The sequence below is a fragment of the Nocardia flavorosea genome (assembly GCF_015477805.1).
Taxonomy (GTDB): domain Bacteria; phylum Actinomycetota; class Actinomycetes; order Mycobacteriales; family Mycobacteriaceae; genus Nocardia; species Nocardia flavorosea_A.
The window spans coordinates 323,278-337,475 of the sequence record NZ_JADLQL010000007.1 but is presented as its reverse complement, the minus strand read 5'-3'; the positions used below and the strand labels follow the sequence as shown (position 1 = coordinate 337,475).

Below are 14,198 nucleotides of genomic sequence, written 5' to 3'. Positions count from 1 at the left end.
CGGACGGGCAGGTGGGCGAACTAGCCTGAACCGAGCTGATCCAGAAGCAAGTCCCGCTCCATCTGTACGCACACAGTCGTTCGGCTCAGGGAGAGGACAGACACGCTTATGAAGGCTCTGCAGCATGTGGCCGTCGGTGCGGAACCGGAGGTCCGTGAAATTCCCACCCCCGAACCAGGCCCCGGTGAGGTGTTGCTCCGGGTGACTGCGGCCGGTGTATGCCATTCCGATGATTTCGTCATGAACAACCCGCCGGAGAACTTCGGTATCGAACTTCCGCTGACACTCGGGCACGAAGGGGCCGGTGAGGTCGCGGCCGTCGGCGCCGGGGTCCGGGGGATCGATATCGGCACGAGTGTCGTGGTCTACGGCCCGTGGGGCTGCGGTAACTGCTGGTTCTGCGCGCAAGGTCTGGAGAACTACTGTTCCCGCGCGGCCGAACTGCGCATTCTTCCGCCCGGTCTCGGCGCACCGGGGGCCATCGCCGAATATCTGATCGTCGATTCGCCCCGCCACCTGGTGCCGATCGGCGATCTGGACCCGGTGGCCACCGTGCCGCTCACCGATGCGGGGCTCACCCCGTATCACGCGATCAAACGCTCGCTGGGCAAACTGCGCCCGGGATCCTGGACAGTCGTGATCGGCAGCGGCGGTCTCGGCCATGTCGCCATCCAGCTACTGCGGCATCTGACTTCCACCCGGGTCATCGCGTTGGACGTCAACGACGACAAGCTCGATTTCGCACGTTCGGTGGGCGCCCACGAGGCCGTGCTCTCCGATGCGAACGCCGCCGGCAACGTCCGCAAGCTCACCGGGCCGGCCGGTGCGAGCCTGGTACTCGATTTCGTCGGTTTCCAGCCGACCATCGATACCGCGATGGCGGTGGCGGGCGTGGACTCCGATGTGACCATCGTCGGTATCGGTGACGGTAAATCGGCCGCGCGAATCGGTTTCGGTGTGAGCCCGTACGAGGCGACCGCGACCTCCCCGTATTGGGGAGCCCGTGCCGAACTGATCGAGCTGATCGATCTCGCGCGCGACGGCGTTCTCGATATCGCGGTCGAGCGGTTTTCCCTGGACGATGCGCCGGAGGCCTACCGCCGGCTCGCCGCCGGAACCCTGCGGGGACGAGCGGTGATCGTGCCGTAGCCCACAGGACTACCAGCTACCACCGAGTTCGCGGCAGGTCTCGGCCGGCCACGAACTCGCCCACCGGCGATACCCCATCCCGAGCAGCACGGAATACCTGCCTGACCGGGGTGCGGGGCTCGGACGCCGGTCGGCCGACGATAGGATTACGGGATGAGCGTCGACAACAGCCGGGCCCGGCCGTCCACGCCCGCGGTGCGCGTGCGCGGCCGCGACGACCTGGCCGGAGACGGCGCCGACGCCCGCAAGAGCACGGGTGATCTGCCCGCGCGCCCGGTGCGGCGCCGGCCGAAGAACCGGCGGGCGCAGATTGCCGCCGCGGCGGCCAATGCCTTCGGGTCCCTGGGCTACCACGGTGTGAGCATGGAGGATATCGCCGGCGGCCTGGGGATCAGTTCGGCGGCGCTGTACCGGCATTACCCGAGCAAGTACGCGCTGTTCCAGGAGGAATCGCTGCGGGTCGGGCAGGCGATGGCCGAATCGGTCCGGTTGCCGGCCGACGCCGCGGACCTGCCGCCGCAGCAGGCGCTGCGGCAGGTGCTCGAGGCGCTGAGCGCGGTCACCGTCGCCAACCGGGCCAGTGTCGCGCTGGTGCGCTGGGAAGGTCGCTATCTGGAACCCGCGGATCAGGAGGTCCGCGCCGAGCAGCAGGCGGTGGTGCTGGACGCGCTGGAGAGCCGGCTCACCGCGTATTGCCCCGGCCTGAGCAACGGCGACCGCAAGGTGCTGGCGATATCGCTGTTGTCGGTCATCACCAGCATCGCCGACCACCATGCGGCGCTTCCCACGAAACCTCTTGTCGCTCTATTGGTTTCGATCTGCGCCGGTATTGCGGAAGTCACTTTGCCGCCACCGGTGGACACCGCGCCCGCCCCGCCGGTGGAAATTCCGGACTCGTTCAAACACGAACTGCTGCTGCGCAAAGGCGTGGAACTGTTCCATGCGCGCGGCTATCCCAATGTGAGCGTGGAGGATATCGCCACCGCCGCGGGACTTTCCGCGGCGTCCGCGGTATATCGCTTCTATCGCGGTAAGAGCGATCTGCTCACCGCCGCGTTCCGGCGCGCCGCCGAACGCGTGTCGAGCGCCATAGGGCCGGCCGTGGCGTCCGCGGCCGGCCCCCGCGAAGCATTGGATTCGCTGATCGAACAGTACGTCGCCGGGTCGTTCGCCGAGCGGGAACTCACCTTCGTGTACTACACCGAGTTCCAGCACGTCCCCGCCGAGGAACGCGCCGCGCTGCGCAACGTACAGCGGCTCAGCGTGGACGAATGGGCCCGGCTGGTGCGCCAGGTCCGCCCCGATCTGTCCGGTCCGCAGGCGCGATTCCTGGTGCACGCGGCATTCGCCCTGGTCGTCGATCTCGGCCGATCCTTCGGTACCGTCCCGATCGCGTCCCAGGAGCGGGTCACGCTGCTCATGCAGACCGTCCTGTACGGCCACCCCGCCGGAAGCTGAGCCCGGGCGGGGTGGCCGCACCGGTTGTTCACTGCCGCGGCGCCGTCAGCGGTGAGGTCATCTGATCGACCAGCCAGCGGCCGTCGGTTTTCTGCATCCGCATCACCATGGCCAACTGTCCCGGGGCGGGCCGCCCCTGGGTGCCCAGGCTGGTGATGGTCTGTCCGATCACCACCACGACTTGCGCGGATGTGGTATCCGCGGTCTTCACCGCGCACTGGATATCCCCGGCCGTCGAGACGACTTCACCGGCCACGAGGGCCTCGCGCAGTTCGCCGGTGGTGGTCTCGAATTCTTTCTTCCAATCGCCGGTGGCGCCGTCCAGGACGGCGGAGAAGTACGGTTCCAGATTCTTCGCGTCATAGTTGGCCAGTACCGGCGCGTATCGGCATGCCGCCCGCTGTACCTCGTCGTAGGCGGCCAGCAACTCGGCTTTGTCCCGCTCCTGCACGTACAGGTACCCGGCGACCCCGATCGCCCCGATCAGCAGCAGCACCGCCATCGCCAGCGCGCCGGACAGTACTCGCGGCCGCACCCCCGAGCCGGCCTGTTCCGGCGCGCCGGCGGATCCACCCGTTTTCCGGCCGGCGAGCAGCTTCTTCATCGAAACAGCCTTCCCCTGTTCCGCAGTCGTTTCCGAGCCGCCCACCGTCGCTGAACCGTCTACCGCGGTCCGGACCGCTGGTTCCGGCGAATCCGCACTCGGGGACGCGAACGCACTCGGCGCCGTGCCGCTGTCGGCGCGCCGGGGCTCATCTGCCTCCACGCTCGCGGACCCGGTTCCCGCCGATTCGCCGAGGCCGGGATCGGACCGCATCGGCTCGGCGGCGTCCGGAGTCGCCGAGCCGGACTCGGCGGTCGCTGCCGGATCGGCGGACTTCTCACCGGTCCCCGGTTTCGCGTCGTCCTCCGGTTCATCGGCGGTGGATTCGGCGGGTTCATCGCTCATTCTCGTCGTCTCCTAACGGCCCGGGATGGGACGGGACAGTTCGTTACCGGTGACTCCCGGCGGCGGGCCGGCGGTGTTGTCGGGAACATTCGGCCGCGGCGCGTTGGCCGAACCGCGCACCTGCAGCGCCGGATCGTTCGTGACGCAGTAGTTGTACAAACGGACCCGGGTATCGGCCACCGGTTCGGTGGGAACCAGTGGAATGGTGTTGTACTCGCAGGTGGGTCGCGGCCAGATATCGACCAGGGTGTGGAACATCCCGTCGTGGACCGGCACATTCAGCGCCGAAGTCCCCGCCCGCAGAGCCGGGAAGAGGGCCGCGATCGCGGGCCGGCGTAGTTTCGCGGCCCGTGTGATGGCGACGAAGTTGGTGACCAGATTGGTGATCGGGTCCTGGGTTTCGTCGATGAAACCGCCCAGCGTGGCGAGTTGCCCGGGCGCGAGGTCCAGCAGTCGCCGGACCTCCTGATCGGCGGCGGTCAACTGCTGGAACAGCGCGCTCGCCGAACCGGTCAGGGTGCCGAGATCGGGCTGGGCGTACTGCGTGGTCTCGGCGATCACCGTGAGGTTCTCGATGAGCTGCCGGGTCTGCGGCAGCAGATTTTCCAGGCCCGCCATTGCCCGGCTGATCCCGGAGATCATGTTCTGGAGCCGGTCCGGGCCACCGGCCAGCGCCTTGTCCAGTTCGTCGACGATCACCGTGAGCCGGTCGGGATTGAGACCGCTGATCATGGCACTCATATTCGACAGCAGCGAATGCACCGTCACCGGGATATGGGTGCGCTCGACCGCCACCCGGTCACCGTCGCGCAGGTAGGGGCCCGTATCCGAGTCCGGCCGGAAGTCCAGGTACTGCTCGCCCACTGCGGACAGCCGCCCGACCACCACCGTGCCGCCGACCGGAATCCGCATGCCGGAGTCGATTTCGGCAACCGCCTCGATTCCGGTATCGGAAACCCGGACATCGGCGACCCGTCCCACCCGGGTCCCACGGAAGTTCACATCGTTGCCGGTCAGCAATCCGCCCGACCCGGCGAGTTCTACCGTCACCCGGTAGGTGCTGTTGGGGAACAGGTTGATCCGCAGCACTTCCGCGCCGAGATATCCGCAACCGGCGATCAGCACCACCACGAGCCCCAGATTCGCGACCCTGATCCGATGCCGGACCAGCCAGTTCCACAACGGAATATTCATCGCGGCCCTTCCTGTGGTGCCGGGGTGGGCTGCGGCGGACTGGTCAGCCGGCCCTGGATCTTCTGCAATACCTGGGCGAGGCTGCCGATGAAGGCGGGTATATCGGTTCCGTCGGGCAACCGGCTCCGGGTCGGATCGGTCAGCGCGCCGACACTCAGGTAGGAGACCCGTGCCGCCACCGCGAGAGTCGGTCCTTCGAACGACTGCTCCAGCGAGGGATACAGGGCATGCAAGCCGTCCAGTGTCTGCCGTAGGTTGTCGCCCATCGCCGTGAACCCGCCCATGAGCCGGCGGATACTGTCGAACAGGCTGATGAACTCCGGACTGGTCGTATCGGTGAAATCGCCCAGTGCCGCCATGGTCACCGAGATCTTCTGGATCAAGGCGGTGATATCACGGTTGTTCTCCGCCACGAGGCCCAGCAGATCCGGGAACGTTTCCGCCGCTTGTCCCAGTTCGTTTCTCCTGGCGGCCAGTTCACCGGTGAGAACGTTCAGCCCGTGCAACACACTGTCGATATCGGCGGTCCGCGCGTTCAGGGCGCTCAGCACCTGCGTCATCTCGGTGATCAGATGCGCCAGTTGCGGCGCGCGCCCGCCGAACATCGAATCCATTTCCGCGGTGATCCGGGCCGCCTGGTTCAGGCCACCACCATTGAGCAGCAGTGATACCGACACCATGAGTTCTTCCACCGACGCACCGGCACCGGTGTGATCGGTATCGATGACATCGCCCTCGCCGAGCAGTGCCGCGTTCGGCTCCTCCCTCGGGAGGGTCATGGCGATGAAAATATCGCCGAGCGGCGTGGCCTGCCGCAATTCGGCGGTGGTACCGCGCGGCAGCCGGATGTCCGCGCGGATCAACATATCCACATCGGCCACGAAGTCGGTGGTGGAGATATCGGTGACCACCCCGATATCGGTGCCGCCGATCTTCACGTGGGCGCGGTCGGGCAGGTTGAGCGCGTCTTCGAAACGAGCCCGCACGGTATACCCGGGACCACCGATTCCCGGTTCCGGCATCGGTATTTCCTGCACTGTCAGCGCACCACAGCCCGAAACCGCAAGCACCGCCGTCAACATCAGAGCAAGCCGCCGTATACCCGGCACAACAATCTGTTTCATCGGGTCAACCCCAGCAGCGCCGCGGTGATCCCGAAATCGGGGCCGAAGTCCTGGACCCGGCCGGTGCGGCAGCCGTCGGCGCGCAGCTGGATCCGTTCACAGAACGTGGACAGCACCTCGTTGTCCAGCAGGGCTTTGTCCAACAGCGCGTGCACTCGGAACGCCCGATGCTCGTGGCTCACACCGTTGGCGAGATTTTCGAAGAACAGCGGGCCGACGTCCACCAGTTCGGTGAGGCCGCGGGCGTTGGCACGCATCTGGTCGGTGATGGTGACGAATCGCTGCAACGCCCCCGCGAGCTGGTCGCGGTTCTGTCCGACCAGGGTCGAGGTGTTGTTCACGAAATCGTTCAACTGCACGAGCACCGCGTGCAGACCCGGCGACTGCTCCCCCATCAACTGCACCAATTCGGTGAGGCGGGCACTGAAATCACGGACGGTCTGATCGTTCTGGGCGACGACGTGCGTGATCTCGTTCAGTTTTATGATGGTGCCGGCGATCTGGTCCTTGTTGGCGAAGGTCACCTCGAAGGCGGCGGACAGGTCGTCGAGCGTTTCCCGCAGCCGGTCACCGTTACCTTCGAGCAGCGGGAACAGCACCCGGCTGGCCAGCGGCCCGACCTCGTTATCGCCTTTGAGCGCGGCGCCGAGCTGGTCGAAATTCTCCAGGATCCGGTCGAGTTCCACCGGTACCCGGGTGCGTTCCAACGGGATATGCGCACCGTCGGTGAGTGTGGGCCCGTCACCGCTGTAGGCAGGGGCGAGCTCGACATGCCGGTTGGTGATCAGCTGGGGGGAGATCAGCGCGGCCATCGCATCGGCCGGCACTTCCACATCCTTGTCGAGGGCCATGGTGACCTCGACAAAGCTTCCGCGCGGGGTCACCGTTTCCACCCGGCCCACGGACACACCGAGCACGGCGACCTCGTTACCGGCGTACAGGCCGGCCACGTTCTCGAAATCGGCGCTGATCCGAATATGTTCCCCCAGATATTGTTCCGGCAGCCCGGCGATACTGTCGGGCAGCACCGAGCAACCGGCCGCGCAGAGTCCGGCGATTCCGGCGGCGAGCACGCGCGCGATCCTCCGCAGCCTCATTTACCACACCCCTCGACGACCTGCGCGAAGCACAACCAGTTGTCCGGTAGGAACCAGGGCGCCCACACATCGGCGTAGGGCCCGTTGCCGAGCACATTGTTGAACTGCCGCAGGGTGACCGGCATGATCTCGTACAGCCGGTCCAGGTTGTCCTTGTTCTTCTCCAGGCCCTGCGTCATGGTGTCGAGGTTCTGGATCAGCGGGCCGAGCTGGCCGTTGTTCTCCAGCCCCATATCCCGCAGCAGGCTCGACAGTGCGGCCACATTGTCCAGCAGCCGGCGCAGCATGTCCTGGCGCAGGGCCACCGCGTTGCCGATCGCCTCACCGCGGGTGAGCAGCATGAGCACACTGTTCTGGTTGTCGGCCACCAGCTGCGAAACCTGGTCCATGCTCTTGAGCAGCACATCGACCTCGTCGCGCCGGGCATTGATCACCTCGGCCAGCGAGCCGATCGAGTCCAGTGCGGTCACCGCGAGCTCCGGCGAATCGCCCATCTGCCGAGAGAAGACGTCCAGAGCCTGCCGCAACTTGGCGGGGTCGATCCGCTCGATCCGTTCGAACGACGATTTGTAGGTTGGGTCCTGGATGACTTTGGCCAGGTTGTACGGAACGGTGGTATCGGCCAGCGCGATCCGGTTGTCCGGTGACTCATCGCCCACGCCCGGGATCAGTTCGATATGCAACCGGCCGAGAATGGTGGACATCTTGATCGCCGCGCGGGCGTCGGTGGCCACCCGGATATCCCGGCTGATCTTCATCTCGACCTCGACCCTGTCGCCGGCCAGCCGCACCGCGCGCACCTCGCCGACCTCGATTCCCGAAACGTCCACCGTTGCTCCGGCGCGCATTCCCGCGGCCTGCGCGAATTCCGCGACCACGGTCTTGTCCGTGAGCCGCATCTGCGAGAGCACACTGGAGCCGGCCACCAGCAACGCCACGGCGGCCGCGGCGATCAATCCCTGCCACAGGAAGCGGTTCTTCGCGAAAGGTATTCCTAGCCTCGCCATCAGCGGCACACCTCCGATTGCGAATCGCCGCCGATCTGGGAGAACAGTCCGGGCGGGAACAGCACACCCCACAGCGAGACGTCCAGGTTGCAGATATAGGCGTTGCCGTACGCGCCGTAGCCGGTGAACCGGGCCAGCCCGTTGAGGACGTTCGGCAGTTCGATCGCCGCCTGGTCCAGCGCGGCACCGTTGAGCAGCAGCAGTTCCACCGCGGTGGTTGCCTCGTCCTGCGCCAGCGCGATATCCGATTTGACCGTGGCGATCAGGCCGGTCAGCGCATCGGTGGAACGCGCCACGGTATCCACCGACGCCTTCAGGGTTTCACCCTGCGCGTACAACGCGTCCATCAGGCCCCTGGTCTGGGTTATCAACGTTTCCAGTTCCTGGCTGCGGTTGGCCAGACCGGCGATCACGCTGCTCAGGTTGGTGATCACCGCGCCCAGGATCTCGTCGCGTTCACCGAAGGTGGTGGCCAGTTCCGCGGCCTGGGTGATGAGCGCGCTCAACGAGACCCCGTCGCCCTGCAACGCCTGGATCAGGGTGTCGGACAGCGAATTGATCTGATCCGGTTGCAGCACGCTGAACAGCGGCTCGAACCCGGACAACAGCGCCGAGACATCGAAGGAAGGCTCCGTACGTTCCACCGGAATATGCGATCCCGGTGCAACCTCCACGCCCTTCTCGGCACCCGGCAGTAGCGCGATATAGCGCTGCCCGATCAGGTTCTGGTAACGCACCAGCGCCTTGGTGGTGTCGGTGAGCCGCTGCCGTTCCTCGATCCGCAGCACCAGCCGAGCCTGGTAATCCGGTTCGAACTCGATCGCATCGACCCGGCCCACCCGCACCCCGGCCATGCGCACATCGTCGCCGACCCGCACGCCCATCACATCGGTGAAGGTGGCCGAATAGGTTTCGGTCTCCCCCGGCACCGACCGTTGCAGCGTGGACCAGATCGTGTAGGTCAGCACGATCGCGATCACGGCGAAAATACTGAAACCGGCTATTGTCCGCGCCAGGCGCATCAGGCAGCCCCCTCGGAGTAGACGTCGATCGTGCCGCCCGCCAGTACCAGTGTGAGCAGGAGCAATTCGGAGGTGCTCGGTTGCCGGCCGAGCAGCGCGGCGACGGCGGCGTGCCCGCGCAACCGGGCGATCGGCCGCCCGGCCGGTGTCACCGCCGGTTGCCCCGGCAGTACCGCTTGCCCCGGCGGTGCGGGTTGCCCCGGCGGTGCGGGTTGTCCCGGCGGGGCCGGAAACAGAGGCACGGTGATCCCCGGGATGGCGGGCAGGCCGGGCAGTACCGGCAGTCCCGGGATCTGCGGGAGCACTGGTTTCGGTACGGGCGCGGGCGCGGTGGGTAGTTGCGGTTTCGGTCCCGCGCCCGGTAACCAGCCGGGCAGCAGGTTCGGCGGGTACTGCTGTACCGGCGCGACCTGCGGGACGGACGGGCCACCGCAGCGCGGGCCGGCCATCTCGCCGTAGCGGGGGCAGTCCTGCGCCGTGTACTGCTGGAACGGCGTGAACGACACGTCCAGGCTCCAGCGCATCTGCCGTTGCGCTCCCCAGCCGAACGCACCGGACAGTTTCCCGAGTGCGGTATCGAGGTTGGCGACAGCGGTCGGGATGGCCTCCGGATCCCGGGCCAGCGAACCGAACAGGCCGTCGAGTCCGGGTACCAGTTCCTTGGCCGCGTCCGGGCTCCGCGCGAACAGACTGTTCACCGAACCCACAGCGCCACTGGCGTTGGCGAGCATGGTGATGAGGTTCTCGCGTCGTTCGGTGACGGTGCGTGCGGTGGTCACCGATTCGGACAGCACACCCACCAGCTCCGGCGCCGATCGGCTCAGCGCGGTGGTCGCACGGCCGAGATCGCCCAGCAACTCGCCGACGCCCTCGATCTTGCGCACCTCGGTGACCCAGGTGTCCAGCCGCTCGATCGTCGAACCCGGGGCGCGCGCGCCGGGATCGAGCGCTTCGGAGAAGGTGGCCAGTACCCGGCCGAGTTTCTCCGGCTGGATCTTGTTCAGCACATCCCGCAGCACGGTGAGCGTGGTCTGTAGCTGGACCGTGCCCGCACTGGTGTCCTCGGCGATCTCGGCGCCGGCGGTCAGCCGGCCCGGTGTGCTGCCGTTGTCCACGAGTTCGATACCGGTAACGCCGAACAGGTTGTTCGGGACGACCCGTGCAGTGACGTTGTCCGGGATGGTCGGCGCGATCCGCGAGTCCAGGTCGATCTGTACCCGCTGCCGCTTCCCCGCGGCCACGACGTCCACGGCGGATACCGCCCCCACGACCATGCCCCGGAATTTCACGTCCGCGCGTTCCGGTAATCCGTCCCCGGTGCTGGTGAGCACCGCCCGCACCTGGACCCGGTCCTCGAATCGTCCCGTGTAGCGCAGCCCGAGCAGACCCAGCAGCACCGCCACAACGGTCAGCATCACCAGTCCGGCCACGGTCACATGCCACGGCCGCGGGCCCCGGCCGCTGTGATCGATGATCATCGACACCTCACCCCGAAATCCGGAAGCCGGGGTCGATTCCCCAGATCGCCAGTGTCAAGAACAGATTCGCGAACACCATCACGACGATCACCATCTTGATCGCCTGTCCGGCCGCCACCCCGACGCCTTCGGGGCCACCCGCCGCGAAGAAGCCGTAGTAACACTGGATGAATGTGGCCAGCAGGACGAACACCACGACTTTGAGCAGCGAGAAGAACAGGTCCGGGCCGAGCAGGAATTGGAAGAAGTAGTGATCGTAGGTGCCCGCGGAGGTCCCGCCCAGCATCAGCACCGAGAGCTTCGTGGCCAGGTACGCCACTGCCAGGCCCACGCTGTAGAGCGGGATGATGGTCAGGGTTGCCGCGATCATCCGGGTGGTCACCAGATACGGCAGCGGGCGGATGGCGATGGATTCCAGTGCGTCGATCTCCTCGGCGATCCGCATGGACCCCAGCTGTGCAGTGAACCGGCAGCCGGCCTGGATCGCGAATGCGAGCGTGGCAAGAATCGGCGCTAACTCACGGGTGGTCGCGAACCCGGATATCGCGCCGGTGAGCGGCCCCATGGTCAGCAGCTCGAGCGCGCTGAACGCCTCCATCCCCACGGTGATTCCGCCGAAACCGCACAGAATGATCACCACACCGACGGTGCCGCCGCCCACGACCAGCGAGCCGTTGCCCCACCCGACATCGGCGGTCAGCCGCAGCACTTCCTTGCGATAGTGCTTCAGCACGAACGGGATCGCCATGAGTGCCTGAACGAAGGTGATCCCCTGGTGGCCCAGCCGCCGGTTGGCTTCCACCGGCACCGCCGCCGCGGAGGCCACCATACGGACCGGTTTGAGCGCCGGCGGCGTATACGGAGTGCCCACGTCAGATCACCTTCGTCGGGAAGACGGTGTTGTACACCTGCGTGATGATGATGTTGGTGGCGAACAGCATCAGTGCCGAGGACACGACCGCCGAGTTCACCGCATTGGCCACCCCGCCCGGACCGCCCTTGGCGTGCAGCCCGATATCGCAGGCGATGATCGCGGTGAGCAGCCCGAAGATCGCCGATTTGACCAGCGCCACCGCCATATCGTTGGCCACCGCGAAAGATGCGAACGAGCCGATGAACGAGCCCGGTGTGCCGGATTGGGCGTAGACATTGAACATGTAGGCAGTCGCGAATCCGACGAACACGATGAACCCGCACAGCAGCATGCTCACCACCACGGCCGCCACCAGCCGCGGCGCCACGAGTCTCCGGACGGGGTTGACCCCCATCACCATCATCGCGTCGATCTCTTCTCGGATGGTGCGCGAACCCAGGTCGGCGCAGATGGCCGAACCGACGGCGCCCGCGATCATCAGCGAGGTCACCAGTGGGGCGCCCTGGCGGATGATGCCGAGGCCCGCGACCGCGCCGATGAACGTGGTGGCGCCGACCTGGTTCACCAGCGCACCGATCTGGATGGACACCACGACCGCGATCGGCATGGCGACGAAGATGGTGGGCGCGGCCGAGACGTTCGCCATGAACGCGCACTGTTTCGCGAACTCGGCGAACGGGAATCGGCGTGCGGCGATGGATTTCACCGTCTCCACCACGGCCTCGCGGCCCAGCGTGACCTGACGGCCGAGGGTTTCCAGGGAGCGCTGGGGGTGGCGTTGCCACAGGCCCAACAGATCGTCGACGGCTTGTTCGAGGTCGGTGCGCTGCTCCGGTTGGCTGTTTCCAGTGGTCACCATGGCAGTTCCGGCCCGGTCGTCTCGAAGTCACCGCCGAGGTATTGCTGCAGCAGCACCAGTCCGGCGCCCACCACCGCGAGCCCGGCGGCGAGCACACAGAGCAGGGCGAGCCACAACCCGAAGCGCAGTACCGGGTTCACTTTCGTCCGCCCACCGAGGATCTTGACGACGATCACCAAGAGGTCGATGAGCCACACCAGCGCCATCATCAGGTCATCGTCACGTTCGAGAAGAGGAGCACCGGCCAGCACACGATCGAACCCAGGAACGAGATGATCACGTCCAGGCCGTGCAGCTCGCGAAGATGCGAGGTGTGGGTGAGTGACCAGACGATTCCGATGATTCCGTACGGGATTCCGAGGATGATGAGAGTGCCGAGGAACTCCGACACCTTCATCTCATAGCTGAATATGCGATCCAGCCGTTTGAGCATGCTGCGCTCCTTCCTTGTCCGGCCGCTACGCGCCCTCCCCGCCGGGGAACGTCTGAGACGGTCGGGTTGGAGCGGTATGTTACGCACGATTCACGCCACAGCGGAAGGTTTTCGCGAAGATCACTGGTCGCCGATAACGGCTACGCACCTGATCTAGGTACGTTTACCAATCAATTCACCGGCTCAAAAGTTAGTGACCGTTCCTTCATATCAAGCGACTGTTGTGAGAATCTGGAGTAACTTAGACCACATCTGATCCCTGAGGAAGGACACTCATGACAGCCGCAGCACACTCCTGGCAACCCGATAGCCCGCACGGTCCGCAGCCGGGAAACCAGTTGCCGCTGACCACCGAACAGACCCGTATCCGGATCGCCACCACCCACCGCCCGTTCACCAGACGCCCCCTGAAACTCACCGACGCCCTCGACTTCTGGCAGTTCGCCGGCGCCGCCGCGAACGTGATCATGCAGATGGCCAACCCCGGTGTCGGCTACGGTGTCGCCGAGAGCAAGGTCGAATCGGGGTCGCTGATGAAGCGCCCGTGGAAACGCGCCCGCACCACCACCCAGTACCTGGCCGTCGCCATCCTCGGCAACGAGGAGGAAAAGAAGATCTTCCGTGCGGCGGTGAACGTAGTCCACCGGCAGGTGCGCTCCGAACCCGGCGCCCCGGTGAAATACAACGCCTTCGACCGCAAGCTGCAACTCTGGGTCGCGGCCTGCCTCTACATCGGCTTCGAGGACACCTACCAGCTACTCGCCGGAAGGATGGGCCCGGAACAGAATGAGGCCTTCTACCGATCATCGTCGTCGCTGGCCACGACTCTGCAGGTCACCGAGGAGATGTGGCCGGCCACCCGCGCCGAGTTCGACGAATACTGGAACGATGCCTGTGCAGACGCCGTTCTCGACGACTACGTCCGCGCTTATCTCGACGACCTGCTGAACCTGCGCATGATCCACTGGTACCTGCGCCTGCCGTTCCGCGGCCTGCTGCGCTTCCTCACCATCGGCTTTCTCGCCCCGTACTTCCGCGAACAGATGCAGGTCGAATGGTCCGCCGCCGATCAGCGCCGCTTCGAAAATCTCTTCCTCTTCGTCGGGTTCGTCAACCGCTTCATCCCCCGCTTCCTGCGCCACGGCGGCAGCCACGCCCTCATGGCCGATGTCCGCCGGCGCATCGAGAAACAGAAGAAACTCCTCTGACGCCCGGCGGCGCACCCTGTGATCACCTCACGCGTGATCTCGCGGCAGCCAGGGCACCGGAATCTTGTCGGTCGTGCACGCTACGCAACCGGGCGGACCGCATACGGTCGCCCCACCGAGCGAGACTCACCCGGCCTCGCCGCCGAGGCGCCGGCCTTCGGTCGCCTGCGATATCACCGTGTGCTCGCAAATCACTGACCGCGGTGCGGAGCGGTGAGTCGTTCGGGCCGATTCGCCGTCCGGCATTGGACAATCTGCGGGTACCGACGTTGCCGAACCGGCGACGGTAGGAGATCCACGGTTCCCGATCCGGATGATTCTGCGTAGGCGGACGCCGCGCAGGAAC

Annotated in this window: 14 protein-coding genes; 3 read left to right on the top strand and 11 right to left on the bottom strand. The window is 66.1% G+C overall.

Annotated elements, in window-relative coordinates:
- Positions 1 to 108: 108 nt before the first annotated feature.
- Together IU448_RS27640 and IU448_RS27635 are read left to right on the top strand one after the other, a co-directional pair.
- Entirely contained in the window at positions 109 to 1,149 is a 1,041-nt protein-coding gene (locus IU448_RS27640; protein ID WP_195058618.1) for an NAD(P)-dependent alcohol dehydrogenase, read from the top strand.
- 153 nt (positions 1,150 to 1,302) lie between these two features.
- Positions 1,303 to 2,607, top strand: coding sequence for a TetR/AcrR family transcriptional regulator (locus IU448_RS27635; protein WP_195058617.1), 1,305 nt, complete (start codon positions 1,303 to 1,305; stop codon positions 2,605 to 2,607).
- A gap of 28 nt (positions 2,608 to 2,635) precedes the next feature.
- Here IU448_RS27635 and IU448_RS27630 read toward each other — a convergent pair whose 3' ends face one another.
- From IU448_RS27630 to IU448_RS27580, 11 genes are read right to left on the bottom strand one after another with little or no spacing between them, the layout of a single operon-like run.
- Positions 2,636 to 3,556 (bottom strand): hypothetical protein, encoded by a 921-nt coding sequence (locus IU448_RS27630; protein WP_195058616.1) that lies wholly within the window; start codon positions 3,554 to 3,556, stop codon positions 2,636 to 2,638.
- 12 nt (positions 3,557 to 3,568) lie between these two features.
- Positions 3,569 to 4,750, bottom strand: a complete 1,182-nt coding sequence (locus IU448_RS27625) for an MCE family protein (protein ID WP_195058615.1) — start codon at positions 4,748 to 4,750, stop codon at positions 3,569 to 3,571.
- Positions 4,747 to 5,832, bottom strand: a complete 1,086-nt coding sequence (locus tag IU448_RS27620) for an MCE family protein (protein ID WP_228814528.1) — start codon at positions 5,830 to 5,832, stop codon at positions 4,747 to 4,749. Before IU448_RS27620 ends, IU448_RS27625 begins: the two co-directional genes overlap by 4 nt.
- 38 nt (positions 5,833 to 5,870) lie before the next feature.
- Positions 5,871 to 6,971 (bottom strand): MCE family protein, encoded by a 1,101-nt coding sequence (locus IU448_RS27615; RefSeq protein ID WP_195058613.1) that lies wholly within the window; start codon positions 6,969 to 6,971, stop codon positions 5,871 to 5,873.
- On the bottom strand, positions 6,968 to 7,978 hold the full coding sequence (locus tag IU448_RS27610; RefSeq protein WP_195058612.1) for an MCE family protein: 1,011 nt from the start codon (positions 7,976 to 7,978) through the stop codon (positions 6,968 to 6,970). Before IU448_RS27610 ends, IU448_RS27615 begins: the two co-directional genes overlap by 4 nt.
- The gene (locus tag IU448_RS27605) at positions 7,978 to 9,000 is read right to left on the bottom strand and encodes an MCE family protein (protein WP_195058611.1); all 1,023 of its coding nucleotides are present in this window, start codon (positions 8,998 to 9,000) and stop codon (positions 7,978 to 7,980) included. The genes IU448_RS27610 and IU448_RS27605 overlap by 1 nt, the downstream gene beginning before the upstream one ends.
- A complete protein-coding gene (locus tag IU448_RS27600; RefSeq protein WP_195058610.1) occupies positions 9,000 to 10,478 on the bottom strand; it encodes an MCE family protein in 1,479 nt (492 codons plus the stop codon). The genes IU448_RS27605 and IU448_RS27600 overlap by 1 nt, the downstream gene beginning before the upstream one ends.
- A 7-nt stretch (positions 10,479 to 10,485) precedes the next feature.
- Complete coding sequence (locus IU448_RS27595) at positions 10,486 to 11,349, bottom strand: ABC transporter permease (RefSeq protein ID WP_195058609.1); 864 nt, start codon at positions 11,347 to 11,349, stop codon at positions 10,486 to 10,488.
- A 1-nt stretch (position 11,350) separates the two neighbouring features.
- A complete protein-coding gene (locus IU448_RS27590) occupies positions 11,351 to 12,211 on the bottom strand; it encodes an MlaE family ABC transporter permease (RefSeq protein ID WP_195058608.1) in 861 nt (286 codons plus the stop codon).
- A complete protein-coding gene (locus IU448_RS27585) occupies positions 12,205 to 12,420 on the bottom strand; it encodes a hypothetical protein (RefSeq protein WP_195058607.1) in 216 nt (71 codons plus the stop codon). Before IU448_RS27585 ends, IU448_RS27590 begins: the two co-directional genes overlap by 7 nt.
- Entirely contained in the window at positions 12,420 to 12,644 is a 225-nt protein-coding gene (locus IU448_RS27580) for a hypothetical protein (RefSeq protein ID WP_195058606.1), read from the bottom strand. Before IU448_RS27580 ends, IU448_RS27585 begins: the two co-directional genes overlap by 1 nt.
- Before the next feature lie 275 nt (positions 12,645 to 12,919).
- Between IU448_RS27580 and IU448_RS27575 the strand changes: the two genes are divergently transcribed.
- Positions 12,920 to 13,852: an oxygenase MpaB family protein gene (locus IU448_RS27575; protein ID WP_195058605.1), complete on the top strand. Its 933-nt coding sequence runs from the start codon at positions 12,920 to 12,922 to the stop codon at positions 13,850 to 13,852.
- Positions 13,853 to 14,198: the final 346 nt, after the last annotated feature.